The sequence below is a fragment of the Streptomyces sp. BoleA5 genome, assembly GCF_000373665.1.
GTDB lineage: Bacteria > Actinomycetota > Actinomycetes > Streptomycetales > Streptomycetaceae > Actinacidiphila.
In genome coordinates this window covers 577,085-594,748 of the sequence record NZ_KB892090.1, presented here as the reverse complement: position 1 = coordinate 594,748, position 17,664 = coordinate 577,085, and the positions used below count along the sequence as shown (strand labels likewise).

The following is a 17,664-nucleotide window of genomic DNA, read 5'->3' as shown; positions in this document are numbered from 1 at the left end:
GGTCGTGTCTATGACCACTCCTCTTCCCATCGCACCGCTCGACGACCCCGAGTCGCTCGCCGAGCTGATCGGTGACTGCCGCAAGATGGCCGAGCACTGGGAGGTCCCCGCGGAGAGGGAGTCCGCGCGGGTCGGCCCGGCGAGTCTGCACGGGATCACGGTGCCGGCCGCGTCGTCGCACATCGTCGAGGGCATGGCCGACTTCGCCGACTGATCGGAACCGCGAGGCGCTCCGGCCCGTCCAAGTGGCGTCCCCCGGTCGAAAAACCGGGACGTCATCAGCTGTACGCAGCTGAGCGGAGCCCAGGGAGCCATCGTGGAGAGCGAGCAGACGCGACCGCGCCGCCGGCACAGGTCACCGTGGGTGACGTCGGCGGTCGCCGTCGCCGTGCTGGCCGCCGGAGGCGGCGGCGCCTACTGGGCCTCGTCCGACGCAGGGGTCATTGCCCCGCGCGCCTCGGGCGGCAGCGGGGACGCTTCGCCGGAACCGCTGGAACTCGACGGCGCCACCGGCGGCACCGGCGCAGAACTCACCGTCCGCGGCGATCTGCCCGACGGCCCGTCGTCCGCGGCGGTGCAGCGCCCGGGCAGCGTGTCGCGTGCCGCGGTGGAGCGGCTGGCACGGGCCCTGGGGGTGCCCGGCACGGTGAAGTCCGACCACGGCGCCTGGAAGGCCGGAGGCACGCCGGACGGCGGCGGCCCGGTGCTCCGGGTGAACAAGGACGCTCCGGGCACCTGGGCGTACTCGTACTACGGCGGCAAGCCCCGCAAGAGCCGCGCGCCGGCCCAGGACGACCTCGCGGTGCCGGCGGCGGAGGCACTGCGCAGGGCTGCGCCGGTCTTCGCGGCGCTGGGGCTGAAGGGCGCGCGGACGGACGCGAGCGAGGTCTCGGGCGTGCTGCGCACGGTCACCGCGGACCCGCGGGTGGCGGGGCTGCCGACGCACGGCTGGCGCTCGGCCCTGCAGGTCGCCTCCGACGGGCTGCTGGTCACCGGGCACGGCATGATGGCGCCGCTGACCAGGGGCGACACCTATCCGGTGGGGTCGGCGAAGGAGGCGCTGAAGCTGCTGGAGCGCCGTGGGACGGGCGGTGACCTGGGGATCGGCGACTGCCCCACCGTGGTGCCGAAGCCGTCCCGGGCGCCCGGCGATGACCCGACGCTGCCGCAGGTGCTGCCCTGCGTGCCGGGCGCGCACCGGCAGATGGAGGTGCGGAAGGCCGAGTTCGGCCTGTCGGCGCAGTTCGTGGCCGGGCGGCAGACGCTGGTGCCGTCCTGGCTCTTCGAGGTGGTGCAGGAGGGCGTGACGCGCCCCTCGGTGCTGGCCCAGCCCGCAGTGGACCCGGCGTACCTGCGGGACACGAAGGCCTCCCCCGCGCCCTCGGGGACGGCGGCGCCGGCCGCCTCGACGGCGAAGGTCGAGTCGTACCGCGCCGAGGGCACGGAGCTGACACTGCGCTTCTGGGGCGGGGTCTGCAGTGACTACACCGCCTCGGCCGACGAGTCCGGCGCGGTGGTGAAGGTGAAGGTCACGGTGGTGCGGAAGGACCCGGGCAAGGCCTGCATCATGATCGCCGAGCGGTTCTCCCGCACGGTCCGGCTCGACACGCCGCTGGGCGACCGCAGGGTCGTCGACCTGTCCGACGGCGGCACGGTGCCCCGGAAGTAGCCCGCACACGCGCCCGGCGGCCGCCGCCAAGGGCGTCAGGACATGCCGAAGGCGGCGGGCACCTGGGGTGCCCGCCGCCTTCGTGCGGCGCTCAGTGGAACGAGTCGCCGCAGGCGCAGGAGCCGGTGGCGTTCGGGTTGTCGATCGTGAAGCCCTGCTTCTCGATCGTGTCGACGAAGTCGATGGAGGCGCCGCCGAGGTACGGGGCGCTCATGCGGTCGGTGACCACCTTGACGCCGCCGAAGTCCTTCACGACATCGCCGTCGAGCGAACGCTCGTCGAAGAACAGCTGGTAGCGCAGGCCGGAGCAACCGCCCGGCTGGACGGCGACGCGCAGCGCGAGGTCGTCGCGGCCCTCCTGCTCGAGCAGGTTCTTGACCTTCGAGGCCGCCGCGTCGGACAGGAGGATGCCCTCGCTCTGGCTGGTCTCGTCCTGAACCGTCATCTGATCCACTCCCGGGTTGTACGGATGCTGCCACAACGGTGAACCGGTGGCCGCCCGGATTCATTCCTCCGGGTCCGATGGGTCGTCGCGCCATCCATGCTCGCACACCGGGCCCCTCGCGGGTAATGCGTCACATTGACACGAGGGCCATCGTCATTCTGACGCGAACGGGTTATGATAGATAGCGTCAAACAGACGAAAAGGTTTGCGTCGCAGTTCCGCAGAGAAAGGGCTCCGGGCCCGTGACCACCACATCCGAACCGCTGGACGTCCAGCCGACCCCGCTCGCCCTGCTCCTCCTGGGCCGCGAGTCCGACCCACGCAGCGAGCGCGGCGTCGACTGTCCCGGCGACCTGCCCGCCCCCTCGGACCCGGATCTCGTGGAGCGCGCCCGCGCCGCGAAGGCCAAGCTCGGCGAGAAGGTCTTCGTCCTGGGCCACCACTACCAGCGCGACGAGGTCATCCAGTTCGCCGACGTCACCGGTGACTCCTTCAAGCTGGCCCGTGACGCCGCCGCCCGCCCCGAGGCCGAGTACATCGTCTTCTGCGGTGTGCACTTCATGGCCGAGTCCGCGGACATCCTGACCTCCGACGCCCAGCAGGTCGTCCTCCCCGACCTGGCGGCCGGCTGCTCCATGGCCGACATGGCCACCGCCGAGCAGGTCGCCGAGTGCTGGGACGTGCTCACCGAGGCGGGCGTCGCCGGCGTCACCGTGCCCGTCTCCTACATGAACTCCTCCGCCGACATCAAGGCCTTCACGGGCCGGCACGGCGGCACCATCTGCACCTCCAGCAACGCCGAGCGCGCCCTGGAGTGGGCCTTCCAGCAGGGCGAGAAGGTGCTGTTCCTGCCCGACCAGCACCTCGGCCGCAACACCGCGGTCCGGGAGATGGGCTTCTCCCTGGAGGACTGCGTCCTCTACAACCCGCACAAGCCGAACGGCGGGCTCACCCCCGAGCAGCTGCGCGACGCGAAGATGATCCTGTGGCGCGGCCACTGCTCGGTTCACGGCCGCTTCTCGCTGGAGTCGGTGGAAGACGTGCGGGCCCGCATCCCCGGCGTCAACGTCCTGGTGCACCCCGAGTGCAAGCACGAGGTCGTCAGCGCGGCCGACCACGTCGGTTCGACCGAGTACATCATCAAGGCCCTGGAGGCGGCCCCGGCCGGCTCGTCCTGGGCGATCGGCACCGAGCTCAACCTGGTGCGCAGGCTCGCGAAGGCGCACCCGGACAAGCAGATCGTCTTCCTCGACAAGACCGTGTGCTTCTGCTCGACGATGAACCGGATCGACCTGCCGCACCTGGTGTGGGCGCTGGAGTCGCTGGCCGACGGCAAGGTCGTCAACCGCATCCAAGTCGACCGGGAGACCGAGCACTTCGCCAAGCTGGCGCTGGAGCGGATGCTCGCCCTGCCGTAGGGGCAGGATGGGCGCATGATCCTGCGCCCGTTGCACGACACCGACGAGGACGCCGACGCGGTGGCGGTCGTGGCCGCCGCCGCGTTCGGCGCCTCGCGCGCGCTGCGCGGCGGCGGCCCGCCCGAGGAGACACCCCCTGAGCGGGCCGCTCTGCTGCGGCGGCGCAACCGGTACCTGGCGCGCACCGATCCCGGTGGCTGCTGGCTGGCCGTCGACGAGGCCTCCGGCATGCCGCTGGGCGTGTCGATGTCGACGCGCCGCGAGGGGACGTGGGGGCTCTCCCTGTTCGCCGTCCTGCCCTCCGCGCAGCGGCAGGGGGTCGGCCGCGAACTGCTCGCCGCCGCCCTCGCGTACGGGCGCGGCTGCCTGCGCGGCATCATCTGCAGCTCCGCCGACCCGCGGGCGGCGGCGACCTACCGGCGGGCGGGCTTCGCGCTGCACCCGGCGATGCGCCTGGAGGGCGCGGTCCGCAAGGGCGACCTGCCGGCCCCGGACGGCGCGGTGCACGAGGGCTCGGCCAAGCACCGCGACCTGATGGACTCCGTGGACCGCCGCACCCGGGGCGGCGCGCACGGCCCCGACCACGACCAACTGCTCACCGAGTGCCCCCTGTTGGTCGTGGACGACCTCGCCGGCAGCGGCTACTGCTACGTCGACATGGACGGCCGCATACGGCTGCTGGCCGCGACCTCGCGCCGGCTGGCGTCCCGGCTGCTCACCGCCGCGCTGCTGAGCCTGCCCGAGGGCACCACGGCACGGGTGCCCAACCTGACGGCGGAACAGCAGTGGGCGGTGGACGTCGGGTTGACGGCCGGGCTGGAGCTCGGCACATCCGGATGGGTCTGCCTGCGGGGGATGCGTCCGCCCGAGCCGTACATCCCCTCGGGGTTCTTCCTGTAGACGAGGCGGGGCCCGGGGCGTTCACGAACGCCCCGGGCCCCGCCGCCGATCCACGCCGGGTCTCAGACCCCGGCCAGCTCCGGCTCCTTGCGCGTCTCCCCGTCGCCCGGGCCGCCGGCCCTGGACGCCCGCTTCAGCGCCTTGCGCTTGGCGCGGCGTTCCTTGCGGATCTCGACCATCGTGTAGAGGGTCGGGACGAGCAGCAGGGTCAGCAGCGTCGAGGTGAGCAGACCGCCGATGACGACCACGGCCAGCGGCTGGGCGATGAAGCCGCCCTCGCCGGTGACCCCGAGAGCCATCGGGAGCAGGGCGAAGATGGTCGCCAGCGCGGTCATCAGGATCGGCCGCAGACGGTGCCGGCCACCCTCGATGACGGCCTCCACCACGCCGTACCCCTGGGCGCGGTACTGGTTGATGAGGTCCATCAGCACGATCGCGTTGGTCACGACGATGCCGATGAGCATCAGCATGCCGATCAGCGCCGGAACGCCCATCGGGGTGCCGGTGACCAGCAGCAGGCCGATCGCGCCGGTCGCGGCGAACGGGATCGACACCAGCAGCACCATCGGCTGGATCAGGCTGCGGAAGGTGCCGACCAGCAGCATGAAGACGATGGCGATCGCGGCGAGCATCGCGAGCCCGAGGGCCAGGAAGGCGTCGTCCTGGTCGGACGAGACACCGCCGATCTCGGCCGTGGCACCCTTGGGCAGCTTCAGCGACTTGATCTTCGCCTGCAGCGCCGCGCTCACCGCGCCGGTGTTGTCACCGGTCGGCTTTGCCGTGATCGTCGCGGCGCGGGCCCCGTCGATCCGGGTCTTCTGCACCGGGCCGGGGGCCTCGACGACCTCGGCGACCTTGGCGAGCTTCACCGGTCCCGCGGGGGTGGCGATGGTGAGGGCCTTGAGCTCGGCGACCGTGCCGGCCTTCTGCTCCGAGAGCACCCGCACGTCGCGCTCGGTGTCGTCCAGCACCGCGGTGCCGACGGTCGTACCGCGCACGGCCTGGGTGACGGCGGCGCCGATGGTGGCGTCGTTCAGGCCGTAGCGGGCGGCCTCGGCCTGCTTGGCGTGGACCTCGATGCGGGGCACGCTCTGCGCGAGGTCGCTGGTGACGTCGGTGACGTCGTCCAGTCCGGCGACGGCGTCGCGGACCTGGGCGCTGGCCTTGGCCAGGGTGCCGGCGTCCGCGGCCTTGACCACGACCGACAGGTTCTGGCTGCCGAAGCCGCCGCCGGCGGAGACCGAGGTCGTGCCGGCGCCGTCGAGGGTCTTCAGGCCGGCGCGGATCTCGTCGAGGGCGCCGGCGCTGTCGTCGGCGTCCTTCAGCTTCACCTGGAAGCTGGCCTGGTTGGCGCCGGTGCCGCCGCCGAAGGCCGCCAGGAAGCCGGAGGAACCGACGGTGACCTGGTAGTCCTGGACCTGGTCGATGCCCTCGAGGAGCTTCTCGACCTTGCGGGCCGCCGCGTCGGAGGCCGCGAGGCTGGTGCCCGGCGGGAGTTCCTGCTTGACGGTCAGGGTGTCCTGGTCGCCCTGGTCGAAGAAGTTGGTCTTGAGCATCGGGGCGAGGCCGAAGGTGCCCAGCAGGACCGCGACGGCGATCACGATGCTGGTGACGCGGCGCCGGGTGGCGAAGCGCAGCACCGGCACGTACAGCCGCTGCAGCAGGCTGCGGGCCTCCTGCTCCTCGGCCCTGCGCCGGATCTCGTCCGGATCCACGGTGCCCGCGTCGGCCGGGGGCTTGAGGAACCAGAACGAGAGCACCGGGACGACCGTCAGCGACACCAGCAGCGAGGCGAGCAGCGCCGCGGCCACGGTCAGCGAGAACGAGCCGAACAGGGCGCCCACCATGCCGCCGACCAGGCCGATCGGCACGAAGACGGCGACGGTGGTGAGGGTGGAGGCGGTGACCGCGCCGGCCACCTCGCGCACCGCGGCGACGATCGCGGACTGCTTCTCCTCACCGTAGGCGAGGTGCCGCTTGATGTTCTCCAGCACCACGATCGAGTCGTCGACGACCCGGCCGATGGCGATGGTCAGCGCGCCCAGGGTGAGCATGTTGAGCGACAGACCGCGGGTCCACAGCACGATCAGGGTCAGCACCACGGAGAGCGGGATGGAGACCGCGGTCACCAGGGTCGAGCGCAGCGACGCCAGGAAGACCAGGATGATCACGACCGCGAAGAGCAGGCCGAGCAGGCCCTCGGTGGTCAGTCCGTCGATGGACTTGGAGACGGCCGGGCCCTGGTCGCTGACGACGGTGAGTTCGGCGCCCTTGCCGAGGTCGCGCTCGAGGTCGGCCAGCTTGTCCTTGACGGCCGAGGAGATCGCGACGGCGCTGCCGTCCCGGTCCATGGTGACGGCGACACCGAGGCTGGGCTCGCCGTCGGTGCGGGTGATGGAGTCGGCGGCGTCGGGGCGCTCCGCGACGGTGGCGACGTCCCCGAGGCGGACGGGCTTGGGGGACGCGGGGATCCGCAGGTCCTCGATCTCCCGCACCGAGGCGTACTCGCCGCCGACCTGGACGGTGCGGCTCTTGCCGCTGTCGTCGAAGGAGCCGGCCGGGACGGCGTGGCCGCCGGCCTGCAGCGCCTGCACGAGGGCGGCGCCGCCGAGCTTGCGGGCGGCGAGCTTGCCGTCGTCGGGGGTGACGGTGACGATCCGGTCCTGGACGCCGGTGACGGTCACCTGGCCGACGCCGTCGATGTCCTGCAGCACCGGGACGACCGAGCGGTCGAGCGCGTCGGCCAGTGCCTGCTGGTCCATGCCGGTGGAGGTGGCGGCGAGGACGACGGTCGGGATGTCGTCCGTCGAGCCGGCCACGACCTGCGGGTCGGCGTCCTCCGGCAGCCGCGAGGAGACGCGGTTCACGGCCTGCTGGACATTGGCCACCAGCTTGTCGCTGTCGATGCCGTAGTCGAACCGGGCCATGATCACGGCAGCGCCCTCGCTGGCCGTGGACGTGATGCCGGTGATGCCGTCGACGCCCTTGACGCCGTTCTCGATCGGCTCGACGACCTGCTTCTCGACGACGTCGGGGGACGCGCCCGGGTAGGCCGTGATCACCGACACCATGGGCAGGTCGATGGAGGGCAGCAGCTGCTGCTTGAGGGACGGTATCGCGATGGCGCCGAAGCCGATGGCGACCACCGCCATCAGCGCGACCAGGCTGCGCTGGGCGAGGCTGATTCGGGACAGCCAGGACATCGTGGTGCGGTCTCTTCTCTGTGCTCAGAGTGCTCGGATGGTCTCGGGTTGCGGACTTTTGTCAGCCCACGCCACCTTCTCCTGCCGCGGAGGGTGGTTTCCTCAGCCCGAGGTCGTGATTGCCCGCGGGGGCGTACTGCGGATGCGGTACGCGCCGGTCGTACTCAGCGCGGGGCGGCCCGCACCAGACCCGACTCGTACGCTGCGACGACCAGCTGCGCGCGGTCGCGGGCGCCGAGTTTGGCCATGGTGCGGTTGACGTGCGTCTTGACGGTGAGCGGGCTCACCCCGAGCCGTTCGGCGATCTCGTCGTTCGGCAGCCCCATCGCCACCTCGACCAGCACCTCGCGCTCGCGCGCCGTCAGCGCGTCCAGGTCGGGGGCCGCCGGTCCGCCCTCCGAGGGCAGCGGGCGCTGCCCGCCGCTCTGTGCCAGGAACTGGGCGATCAGGCTCTTCGTCGCCGACGGCGACAGCAGCGCGTCGCCCGCGGCGACGGTGCGGATCGCGGAAAGGAGCTCGTCCGGCTCCGCGCCCTTGCCGAGGAATCCGGCGGCGCCGGCGCGGATCGCCTGGGCGACGTACTCGTCGGCCTCGAAGGTCGTCAGGACGAGGACCGCCACATGGGTCAGGTCCTCGGCCGCGGTGATCTCGCGGGTGGCGGCCAGGCCGTCCGTGCCCGGCATGCGGATGTCCATCAGGACGACGTCCGCGCCGGTGCCGCGGGCCAGGGCGACGGCCTCGGCGCCGTCCGAGGCCTCCCCGACGACCTCCATGTCGGGCTCGGACTCCACGAGCACGCGGAACGCGCCCCGCAGCAGCGCCTGGTCGTCCGCGAGCAGCACCCTGATCATGCGGGGATTCTCCCATCCCCCGCCGGGCCGGCGGGCCGGGCGGGGGCCGCGAGCGGCAGGCGGGCGTGAACGCGGAAGCCGCCCTGGGTGCGGGGGCCGGCCTCGCAGGTGCCGCCGAGGGCCGCGGCGCGCTCGCGCATGCCGATCAGGCCGTGCCCGCCGCCCGCGGTACCCGGGGCCTGCGGGCTGCCGCCGCGGTCGACCACGGTGACCTCCAGTTCCGCGGCGCCGCGCGCGATGCGGATCTCGGCACGGGCGCCCGGCCCGGCGTGCTTGTGGACGTTGGTGAGCGACTCCTGGATGACCCGGTAGGCGGTGAGGTCCACGCTCGCGGGAAGCGTGCCGGGATCCTCTTCGACGACCTCCACCGGCAGCCCGGCCCGGCGGAAGCCGTCGACGAGCTGGTCCAGCACGCCGAGGCCGGGCGCCGGTTCCATGGGGGCGGCGGGATCCCCGGACTGCCGCAGCAGGCCGACGGTCGCACGGAGCTCGTCGAGCGCGGAACGGCTCGCCTCGCGGACGTGCGCGAGGGCCTGCTTCGCCTGGTCGGGGCGGCTGTCCATGATGTGGGCGGCGACGCCCGCCTGCACGTTGACCAGGGCGATGTGGTGGGCGACCACGTCGTGCAGCTCCCGGGCGATCCGCATCCGCTCCTCGGCGACGCGGCGCTTGGCCTCCTCCTCCCGGGTGCGCTCGGCCCGCTCGGCGCGCTCCTCGACGGCGGCGACGTACGCACGGCGGTTGCGGGTGGCCTCACCGGCGGCGGCGGCCATGCCGCTCCACGCGAACAGGGCGATGTTCTCGGCGGAGTACCAGGGCCGGGCTCCGAAGAGCATGGCGATCGCGGGCAGCAGGAGGCAGGTCGCCAGGCCCAGCCGGAAGGTGGTGGTGCGGTCGGTGTGCGTGGAGGCGGAGAAGAGCGCGACGACCACGGTGGCGGCCACCGGTGCGCGGCCCTCCCCGGTCGCGGTGAGCAGGTAGACCACGGTGACCGCGCCGGTGAAGGCGAGGACGCCCAGCGGGCTGCGCCGGCGCAGCAGCAGCGCGGCGGAGCCGACGACGGCCAGCAGGATGTCCGGGGCCGAGGCGTCGTACCGCTCGGTGTGCGGCCCGATGAACATGTTGCCGAGGATCACCGCGAGGACGGCGAGCGCCAGCCCGGCGTCGAGGGCGATGGGGTGGGCCTGCGGCCACAGCCTGGCCCGGTCCCTCATGGATCGATGGTGCACGCTCATCAACGGTACGGGTCCCCACGGACGGCCGTGCCCCGGCCCGGTGCGGTACCGGGCCGGGGCACGTCGGCGAGTGCGCTGGTCGGCGAGGTGTCAGCCGGGGATGAGGCCTTCGTCCCCGAGTAGTTCCCGGACCTCCTCCAAGGTGGCGTCCGAGGCCGGCAGGATCAGCTGGGACGGCTCCAGGGAGTCGTCCGGCAGCGGTGTGCCGAGCCGCCGGACGGCGTCGAGGAGCGCGGTGAGCGTGCGCCGGAACCCGGCCTCGTCACCGCTCTCCATCTCCGCCAGGAGCTCGTCGTCGAGCTTGTCGAGTTCGGCGAGGTGGCTCTCGTCCACCGTCACCTGGCCCTCGCCCATGATCCGTACGATCACGACGCCCTCCTCCGGGGTGTCTACTGCTTGTCGAACCGGGGCTGGTCCTGGGGCTGCGACTGGGTCTGTCCCTGCTGCTGCCCGCCCTCGATGGCCTGCTGCGGGGAGCCGCCGGCCAGCTCGGCCTTCATGCGCTGCAGCTCCAGCTCGACGTCGCTGCCGCCGGAGAGGCGGTCGAGCTCGGCCTGGATGTCGTCCTTGGCGATCCCGGTCGGGTCGTCGAGGGCGCCGGAGGCCAGCAGCTCGTCCAGGGCGCCGGCCCGGGCGCGCAGCTGCTCGGTCTTGTCCTCGGCCCGCTGGATCGCCAGGCCGACGTCGCCCATCTCCTCGGAGATGCCGGAGAAGGCCTCGCCGATCTGGGTCTGGGCCTTGGCCGCGCTGTAGGTGGCCTTGATGGTCTCCTTCTTGGTGCGGAAGGCGTCCACCTTGGCCTGCAGCCGCTGGGCGGCGAGGGTGAGCTTCTCCTCCTCGCCCTGCAGCGTCTGGTGCTGCGTCTCCAGGTCGGTGACCTGCTGCTGGAGGGCGGCACGGCGCGACAGAGCCTCGCGGGCCAGGTCCTCCCGGCCCAGGGCGAGCGCCTTGCGGCCCTGGTCCTCGTACTTCGCGGACTGCTGCTGCAGCTGGTTCAGCTGCAGCTCCAGGCGCTTGCGCGAGGTGGCGACGTCCGCGACACCGCGGCGCACCTTCTGCAGCAGCTCCAGCTGTTTCTGGTACGAGTAGTCGAGCGTCTCGCGCGGGTCCTCGGCCCGGTCAAGGGCCTTGTTGGCCTTCGCGCGGAAGATCATCCCCATCCGCTTCATGACACCGCTCATGGGCCTCGCGCGCCCCCTTCATTCAGCTCGCCGGCACACCTCTACAGACCCCACAGTACGGGCCCTGGTTCCATTACCCCACTGTTCTGTTGCGGATGCGCTCATCCTTAGGAACGATCACAGTTCGATGACCTCAGGCCCAGGGAGTAGGTGAGGGGCTGGGGGTCTCGTCGGCGAGCACGTAACCTTGGAGTCGTGTTCCGACGTCGTTCCCAAACCGAGCAGACCGTGTCCACCACTGTGGTGGAGGACCGGCAGCCCCGCGACCCGCAGGCTCCCAAGGGCCGCCCCACCCCCAAACGCAGCGATGCCCAGACGCAGCGCCGCAAGGCGGTGACCGCACCCACCGACCGCAAGGCCGCCACCAAGCAGGCCCGTGAGGCCAGGCGCGCCGACCTCGCCAAGCAGCGCGAAGCGCTGATGAACGGCGACGAGCGCTACCTGCCCGCCCGTGACAAGGGCCCGGTGCGCAAGTTCGCCCGCGACTACGTGGACTCGCGCTTCCGTGTGGCGGAGTTCTTCCTGCCGCTGGCCGTGGTCATCCTCGTGCTCAGCATGCTCAAGAACCCGGCGCTGCAGAACATCTCCCTGCTGCTGTGGCTCGTGGTGATCGTGCTGATCGTCGTCGACTCGGCCGTCAGCGGCCTGCTGCTCCGCCGCGAGCTGGCGAAGCGCTTCCCGGACAAGCCCACCAAGGGCGCCGTGGCCTACGCCCTCATGCGGACCCTCCAGATGCGCCGACTGCGCCTGCCGAAGCCGCAGGTCAAGCGCGGCACCAAGCTCTGAGCGGGAACGGCGGGTTCGCCGCCGCCGCGGGCCCGTGGCTGGAGCGGTTGGGCGGACTCCGGAACACCGTGCGCCAGGAGCTCGTCGCGCGCCAGCTCGACGAGCAGATCACCGCGCGCTTCCCCGTGGGGCGCCGGCTCAGGATCCTCGACGTCGGCCCCGGCCAGGGCACCCAGGCGCTGCGGCTGGCCCGCGCGGGTCACCTGGTCACCGGCCTGGAGGCGGACGCCGAGATGGCGGCCGTCCTGCGCGAGGCGGTGGCCGCCGAGCCCGAGGGCATACGCGAGCGGATCACCCTCGTCGAGGGCGACGGCCGGGAGACCGGCCGCCACTTCGGGCCCGGCAGCTTCGACGTGGTGCTCTGCCACGGCGTGCTGATGTACGTGCCCGAGCCGGACGCCATGGTCGCCGCGCTCGCCCGCGTGCTGGCCCCCGGCGGGCTGCTGTCGCTGCTGGTGCGCAACGCCGACGCCCTGGCGATGCGGCCCGCGCTGCAGGGCGACTGGGCCGACGCGCTGGCGGCCTTCGGCGGCGACACGTACACCAACCGGCTGGGGCTGCCCGCCCGCGCCGACCGGCGGGCGGACCTGACGACGACGCTCAGCGCCATCGGCGCGCCGCTGCACGCCTGGTACGGGGTGCGGGTCTTCACCGACACGGCGCCGGACGACGCCGTGGAGGTGCCGGAGGAACTGCTGACCGCCGAGGAGCTGGCCGGGCGCACCGACCCCTACCGGGGAGTCGCGGCACTGCTGCATCTGTGCGGCGTACGGAGCTGATCGGGGCGGGATACCCGGGACGGAGCGCCGCGAACGCGACACTTCGGTCATGCGCGATTCCAAGCCGAACCGATGGCGGCCCCCGGCGGCACTGCGGGCGGCGGCCCTGCTGCTGGCCGTCGCGTGCTGCGGGAGCCTGACAGCCGGATGCACGGAGGACTCCCCCTCACCCGGCGCGGCGTCCTCCGCGCCCGCGCCCGTCTCCGCCTCCGAGCCGGCCGGCGCCCGCGATCTGGAGCGCTCCTACCAGCAGGTGGTCAAGGCGGTGCTGCCGTCCGTCGTCCAGATCAACACGTCCGAGGGACTGGGCTCCGGCATCGTCTACGACACCAAGGGCCACATCGTCACCAACGCCCATGTCGTCGGCAGCGCCGACACCTTCGAGGTCACCCTCGCCAACAGCGACACCCTCCACAAGGGCCGGCTCGTGGCCGCCTATCCCGAGCAGGACCTCGCCGTCATCGAGCTGGAGGACCCGCCGGACGGGCTGCGCGCGGCGGCCTTCGGGCGGTCCCGCGACGTCCAGGTCGGGCAGATCGTGCTCGCCATGGGCAGCCCGCTCGGCCTGAACAGCAGCGTCACGCAGGGCATCGTCTCGGCCGTGGGCCGTACGGTCAGCGAGACCGGGGCCGAGGGCGGCACCGGCGCCACCCTGGCCGACATGGTGCAGACCTCGGCGCCCATCAACCCGGGCAACAGCGGCGGCGCGCTGGTCAACCTCTCCGGCCAGGTCATCGGCATCCCGACGCTCGCGGCGCTCAACCCCACCATGGGCGACTCCTCCGCGCCGGGCATCGGCTTCGCCATCCCGGCGGCCACCGTCACCCGCATCGCGGACCAGATCATCGAGCACGGCAGGGTCGTCGACTCCGGCCGCGCGGCGCTGGGCATCGCCGGGCGCACCGTGCTCGACGAGAACTTCCAGCCTGCCGGGGTGGGCGTCGTCGAGGTCACCAGGGGCGGGGCGGCCGAGAAGGCCGGCATCAGGCCGGGGGACGTCATCACCGGGGTCGGGGACGACGACATCACCACGCTGCAGTCGCTGTCCGAGGCCCTGGTGCAGCACGCGCCCGGCGACACCGTGGACGTCACCTTCCAGCGCGGCGGCACCCAGAAGACCGTCAAGGTCACGCTGGGGCAGCTCCAGTAGTGCCGGGTGCCCGGCAGGGGGCGGGGTCGTGGGACGTCCCACGACCCCGCCCCGACGGCCGGCTTTCCCGGCCGCCGCGGCACGGCGGCTACTCGTCGGCGTGCAGGCTCATCGGGCCGTAGATCTTCGTGCTGTCCTCGAAGAGGTGGACCTGGTCGGCGCCGCCCTGGAGGAGGTCCTTCCAGACCTCGCCGATCCATGACTCGGCGTCACCTTGCGTGGTGAACTCCTCGGGCTCGACCGCGGGGGTGACCTCCGTGCCGTCGGTCTTCTCGAAACGCCACGTCCACGCCATGTCCGTCTCCTCGTCCCTGGGGGTGCCTGCCCGGCAGCGTAGCGTGCGCGGACGCGAGAGGATCTGCACGTGGAACTGACTCTCCTCGGCACCGGGGGCCCCGACGGCCTGCCCTTCCCCGGCTGCCCGTGCGCCGCGTGCGAGACGGCGGTGGGCGACGACGCGCGGGCGGCGACCTCCCTGCTCGTGGACGGGGTGCTGCTGCTCGACCTGACGCCCGGTCTCGCCTTCGCGGCGGCGCGTTCCGGTCACTCGCTCACCGGGGTGCGCCAGGTGCTGCTGTCGCACCCGCACGACGGGCCGGCCGTGGAGATCCCGGCGGGGCTGCCCGCGCCGGGCCGGGTGGCGCCCGGGCAGGAGATCGCGCTGCCGACCGGCCACCGGGCGCGGGCGGTCCCGGTCGACGCGCCCGGCTCCGGGTACGAGGTGACGGGACCCGGGGGCGAGCGGCTGCTGTACCTGCCGCCCGAGTGCGCGCCCGCGGGGCTGCCGGAGGCCGTGGAGCCGTACCGGGCGGTGCTGCTGGACGCGGTGGGCCGGCCTGACGCGCTGGCGCGGCTGCGCGCGGCCGGCGCGGTTGGGAGCACCACCGACGTGGTCGCCGTCCACCTGGACCACCGCGTCCACCCGGGGCCGGAACTGCGGCGCCGGCTGGCCGCGCTCGGCGCACGCGCGGTGCCGGACGGCACGACGCTGACGGTCGGCGACATCCACGACGTACCCGATGTGCCGCGGCGCACGCTTGTGCTGGGCGGCGCGCGGTCGGGCAAGTCGGTGGAGGCGGAGCGCAGGCTGTCGGCCTTCCCCGACGTGGTGTACGTGGCCACCGGCGGGATCCGGGGCGGCGACCCGGAGTGGGCGGAGCGGGTGGCACTGCACCGGGAGCGGCGCCCGCAGTCCTGGCGGACGGTGGAGACCTGCGACCTGCTGCCGCTGCTGGCCGAGGCGGACGGGCCGGCGCTGCTGATCGACTGCCTGTCGCTGTGGCTGACGCACGCCATGGACGAGCTCGGCGCGTGGGACGACGACGCGTGGGCGGGGGGCGCCGAGCGCGAACTGCGGCGCCGTGTCGGGCAACTGACCGCGGCCTGGCGCGCGACCCGCCGTACGGTCGTGGCGGTCAGCAACGAGGTCGGCTCCGGGGTCGTCCCGGCCACGGCCAGCGGGCGCAGGTTCCGGGACGAGCTGGGGCGGCTGAACGTCGCGCTGGCCGACGAGTCCGAGCACGTGGTGCTGGTGGTCGCGGGACAGGCACTGCCGCTGCGGGGCTGACCTCGGCGCGCGGCCCCTCGGACCGGTAGTGTTCGACCCCGTGAGCGGCCTGAACCTTGATGACTTCGCGACCCTGGTGGAGCGTCCGGACGCCGGTGTGCGCCGTGACGCCCGCGATCGCTGGCAGCGGCTGGTGCGTCCGGCGAGCGCGCTGGGCGGGCTGGCCGAGCTCGCCGACTGGCTTTCGGCGGCCCAGGGCGTGGCGACCGTACGCCCGATCGAGCACCCCAAGGCGGTGCTCTTCGCCGCGGACCACGGGGTGGCGGCGCTGAAGGTGTCGGCCCGCACCGAGGGCACCGCGGTGGAGCTGGTGCGACGGGTCCTGGACGGGGCCTCGCCGGTCAATGTGCTGGCCCGTCAGTACGGCGCGGGGGTCCGGGTGGTGGACGTGGGCGTGGACGCCCCGGCCGAGGACCTGCCCGCCGACGTGACGGCGCACCGGGTGCGGCGCGGTTCCGGCCGGATCGACGTGGAGGACGCGCTGACGGCCGAGGAGGCCGAGGCGGCGTTCCGGGCCGGTATGGCGGTCGCGGACGAGGAGGCGGACTCCGGCACGGACCTGGTGCTCCTCGGCGACCTGAGCGTCGGCGGCACCACGGTGGCCGGGGTGCTGGTCGCGGCGCTGTGCGGTACGGACGCCTCGGTGGTGACCGGCCGGGGTTCGGGCATCGACGACATCGCCTGGATGCGCAAGTGCGCGGCGATCCGCGACGCGTTGCGCCGGGCCCGGCCCGTGCTGGGCGACCAGCTGGAGCTGCTGGCGGCGGTCGGCGGCGCGGACGTGGCGGCGATCACCGGTTTCCTGCTGCAGGCCTCGGTGCGGAAGCTGCCGGTGGTGCTGGACGGCGTGGTGTCGGCGGCGTGCGCGCTGGTCGCGCAGCGCATCGCCTTCCGGGCGCCGGACTGGTGGCTGGCCGGGCAGGCCAGCGGTGAGCCCGGTCAGGTCAAGGCGCTGGACCGGCTGTCCATCGAGCCGCTGCTGGACCAGAAGGTGACGGCGGGTGAGGGCACCGGCGCGCTGCTGGCGCTGCCTCTGCTGAAGGCGGCGGCCGCCCTGTCGGCGGAGCTGCCGGAACGTTTCTGACGCATCACGGAACGTGCCGTTCCCGTAGGATCCGGACTTATGGGAACGGCCGTCTCGGTCCGGCGTGAGCGCTGCGCGGTGTTCACCGTCGGGTATCTGCGCGTGGCCGGTGTGGTCGACCTGCTGGGTGCGGTGTGGGTGTCCTTCGGCAACGACATCCGGCGGCACGACGTCGACGAGTACGTCACGCCGTACCTGCTGACCGCCGGGTACACCCCCACCTTCCTCGCGCTCTTCCTGGCGGTCACGATGCGCCGCGGGAAGCGCGCGGCCTGGCTGCTCAACCTCGTCCTCGCCGGGCTCTACCTGCTGTTCCCGGCCGCTGCGACGGCCGTCCCCGAGGTCCGCGGCCACCCGCAGAACCGGGTGTCGCTGGGGTGGCGGGCGCTGCTGACCTTCTTCTCCCGGTGACGGCAGATCGAGTCGCTGTACCGCGCCAACGCCAAGTACCGGCCCGTCTGGGAACCGCGTTTCCTGCTCTTCGAGAAGGGCGGCGAACTCCCGCGCATCGGTCTGGCGAGCGCACGCGCCGAGGGGTTCCTCGCCGCGCCCAGGATGCCCTCGGCCCGGCGGTGAGCGGGCGCGAGCGTGCGGGGTGGTCGCGGGGCGGTCCGGCCGCCGTCCCGCTCAGCGTTCGGTGAAGCCGCCGAGCCAGTCCTGGAGCCGCCTCAGCGGTCCCGCCCAGCGTGCGTCGTGGCGGGCGGCCCGGGCCTCGGCCCGCTGCGCCGCCCGGGGCCTGCGGGAGTAGAGCCGCTCGGCCCACAGCGAGTCCGGGCGCGCCAGCCGGAGCGCGGCGAACAGCGCGACGAAGGGCACGAAGACGCCGAGGACGGCGGAGCGCAGCTTGCCCTTGACGAGGGCGAGGAGGACGAACAGGAAGTTGACGGCGATGGTGAGGATCACCGAGACGCGGCTCTGCTGCTCGTCCGGGGTCACCGAGTCGACGCCGAAGGGGACCAGGCCGAGGAGCATCATCGAGACGACGGAGAAGGTGACGACGACGGCCTCAACGCTCTTGCGGCCGCGATCGCTCCAGTACACGTCGTCGAGGTAGAGCACGAGCGCGAACTCGTCGAGCACCAGACCCGCTCCGGCGCCGAACAGGACCGCGGACAGGCCGGCGCCGAAGCCCTGTGAGGAACTGGCGACGCCCCCGAAGCCGCCGATCGTCATGAGGATGATCCCGGGCACCACGTGGTGGATGTGGGTGCCGCCGGAGGAGATGTTGCGGAAGGGGCCCCGGCCGGCCCGGATGAGACGGGTGATCATCCGCGTGACCAGGAAGGTCAGCACGAACGCGCCCAGCGCGAGGAGCAGCGGCAGCTTTCCCGGCTCGATGATGTTGCGGTACCACCAGTCGCTCATGCCGATTGCTCCAGATTCGCCCCGTATGCGG

At 72.9% G+C, this 17,664-nt stretch carries 17 protein-coding genes and 1 pseudogene; 10 read left to right on the top strand and 8 right to left on the bottom strand.

Going from position 1 to position 17,664, the window contains the following annotated elements:
• The first annotated feature begins 10 nt into the window (after window positions 1–10).
• Both B085_RS0102760 and B085_RS0102755 read left to right on the top strand, forming a co-directional pair.
• Complete coding sequence (locus tag B085_RS0102760; RefSeq protein ID WP_018557028.1) at window positions 11–214, top strand: hypothetical protein; 204 nt, start codon at window positions 11–13, stop codon at window positions 212–214.
• A gap of 102 nt (window positions 215–316) precedes the next feature.
• The gene (locus tag B085_RS0102755; RefSeq protein WP_158689639.1) at window positions 317–1,669 is read left to right on the top strand and encodes a hypothetical protein; all 1,353 of its coding nucleotides are present in this window, start codon (window positions 317–319) and stop codon (window positions 1,667–1,669) included.
• A gap of 91 nt (window positions 1,670–1,760) precedes the next feature.
• Here the strand turns inward: B085_RS0102755 and B085_RS0102750 are convergent, their stop codons facing one another.
• Window positions 1,761–2,114 carry a HesB/IscA family protein gene (locus B085_RS0102750; RefSeq protein ID WP_018557026.1) on the bottom strand — a complete coding sequence of 118 codons (354 nt, stop codon included), beginning with the start codon at window positions 2,112–2,114 and terminating at the stop codon, window positions 1,761–1,763.
• A 242-nt stretch (window positions 2,115–2,356) separates the two neighbouring features.
• Between B085_RS0102750 and nadA the strand changes: the two genes are divergently transcribed.
• A complete protein-coding gene (gene nadA / locus B085_RS0102745; protein WP_018557025.1) occupies window positions 2,357–3,532 on the top strand; it encodes a quinolinate synthase NadA in 1,176 nt (391 codons plus the stop codon).
• A 15-nt stretch (window positions 3,533–3,547) separates the two neighbouring features.
• A complete protein-coding gene (locus tag B085_RS0102740) occupies window positions 3,548–4,432 on the top strand; it encodes a GNAT family N-acetyltransferase (protein WP_018557024.1) in 885 nt (294 codons plus the stop codon).
• Between the two features lie 62 nt (window positions 4,433–4,494).
• On the opposite strand, the gene B085_RS0102735 is transcribed toward B085_RS0102740, so the two are convergent.
• The 5 genes from B085_RS0102735 to B085_RS0102715 all read right to left on the bottom strand — a co-directional run bounded on the left by B085_RS0102735 (window position 4,495) and on the right by B085_RS0102715 (window position 10,902).
• Window positions 4,495–7,635, bottom strand: a complete 3,141-nt coding sequence (locus B085_RS0102735) for an efflux RND transporter permease subunit (protein ID WP_018557023.1) — start codon at window positions 7,633–7,635, stop codon at window positions 4,495–4,497.
• A gap of 164 nt (window positions 7,636–7,799) precedes the next feature.
• Window positions 7,800–8,486 carry a response regulator transcription factor gene (locus B085_RS0102730; protein WP_018557022.1) on the bottom strand — a complete coding sequence of 229 codons (687 nt, stop codon included), beginning with the start codon at window positions 8,484–8,486 and terminating at the stop codon, window positions 7,800–7,802.
• The gene (locus B085_RS0102725) at window positions 8,483–9,700 is read right to left on the bottom strand and encodes a sensor histidine kinase (RefSeq protein WP_018557021.1); all 1,218 of its coding nucleotides are present in this window, start codon (window positions 9,698–9,700) and stop codon (window positions 8,483–8,485) included. The genes B085_RS0102730 and B085_RS0102725 overlap by 4 nt, the downstream gene beginning before the upstream one ends.
• Window positions 9,701–9,811: 111 nt before the next feature.
• The gene (gene pspAA, locus B085_RS0102720; RefSeq protein WP_018557020.1) at window positions 9,812–10,090 is read right to left on the bottom strand and encodes a PspA-associated protein PspAA; all 279 of its coding nucleotides are present in this window, start codon (window positions 10,088–10,090) and stop codon (window positions 9,812–9,814) included.
• A 20-nt stretch (window positions 10,091–10,110) separates the two neighbouring features.
• Entirely contained in the window at window positions 10,111–10,902 is a 792-nt protein-coding gene (locus B085_RS0102715) for a PspA/IM30 family protein (RefSeq protein WP_018557019.1), read from the bottom strand.
• Between the two features lie 228 nt (window positions 10,903–11,130).
• Between B085_RS0102715 and B085_RS0102710 the strand changes: the two genes are divergently transcribed.
• The 3 genes from B085_RS0102710 to B085_RS0102700 are packed head-to-tail and all read left to right on the top strand — an operon-like array spanning window position 11,131 to window position 13,617.
• A complete protein-coding gene (locus B085_RS0102710) occupies window positions 11,131–11,688 on the top strand; it encodes a DUF3043 domain-containing protein (protein WP_018557018.1) in 558 nt (185 codons plus the stop codon).
• Between the two features lie 47 nt (window positions 11,689–11,735).
• Window positions 11,736–12,467 carry a class I SAM-dependent methyltransferase gene (locus B085_RS0102705; RefSeq protein WP_018557017.1) on the top strand — a complete coding sequence of 244 codons (732 nt, stop codon included), beginning with the start codon at window positions 11,736–11,738 and terminating at the stop codon, window positions 12,465–12,467.
• Window positions 12,468–12,516: 49 nt separating this feature from the next.
• Complete coding sequence (locus B085_RS0102700; RefSeq protein ID WP_018557016.1) at window positions 12,517–13,617, top strand: S1C family serine protease; 1,101 nt, start codon at window positions 12,517–12,519, stop codon at window positions 13,615–13,617.
• Between the two features lie 88 nt (window positions 13,618–13,705).
• On the opposite strand, the gene B085_RS0102695 is transcribed toward B085_RS0102700, so the two are convergent.
• Window positions 13,706–13,912 (bottom strand): hypothetical protein, encoded by a 207-nt coding sequence (locus B085_RS0102695; protein ID WP_018557015.1) that lies wholly within the window; start codon window positions 13,910–13,912, stop codon window positions 13,706–13,708.
• 69 nt (window positions 13,913–13,981) lie between these two features.
• On the opposite strand from B085_RS0102695, the gene B085_RS0102690 reads away from it, so the two are divergent.
• The 3 genes and pseudogenes from B085_RS0102690 to B085_RS51815 form a co-directional block, all read left to right on the top strand.
• Window positions 13,982–15,184, top strand: coding sequence for a bifunctional adenosylcobinamide kinase/adenosylcobinamide-phosphate guanylyltransferase (locus B085_RS0102690; RefSeq protein WP_018557014.1), 1,203 nt, complete (start codon window positions 13,982–13,984; stop codon window positions 15,182–15,184).
• Between the two features lie 40 nt (window positions 15,185–15,224).
• Window positions 15,225–16,268, top strand: a complete 1,044-nt coding sequence (gene cobT / locus B085_RS0102685; RefSeq protein WP_026250609.1) for a nicotinate-nucleotide--dimethylbenzimidazole phosphoribosyltransferase — start codon at window positions 15,225–15,227, stop codon at window positions 16,266–16,268.
• Window positions 16,269–16,646: 378 nt separating this feature from the next.
• Window positions 16,647–16,844: pseudogene (locus B085_RS51815) on the top strand (phosphatidylglycerol lysyltransferase domain-containing protein); the annotation flags it as partial.
• A gap of 51 nt (window positions 16,845–16,895) precedes the next feature.
• Here B085_RS51815 and B085_RS0102675 read toward each other — a convergent pair.
• The gene (locus B085_RS0102675; protein WP_018557011.1) at window positions 16,896–17,633 is read right to left on the bottom strand and encodes a hypothetical protein; all 738 of its coding nucleotides are present in this window, start codon (window positions 17,631–17,633) and stop codon (window positions 16,896–16,898) included.
• Window positions 17,634–17,664 lie beyond the last annotated feature (31 nt).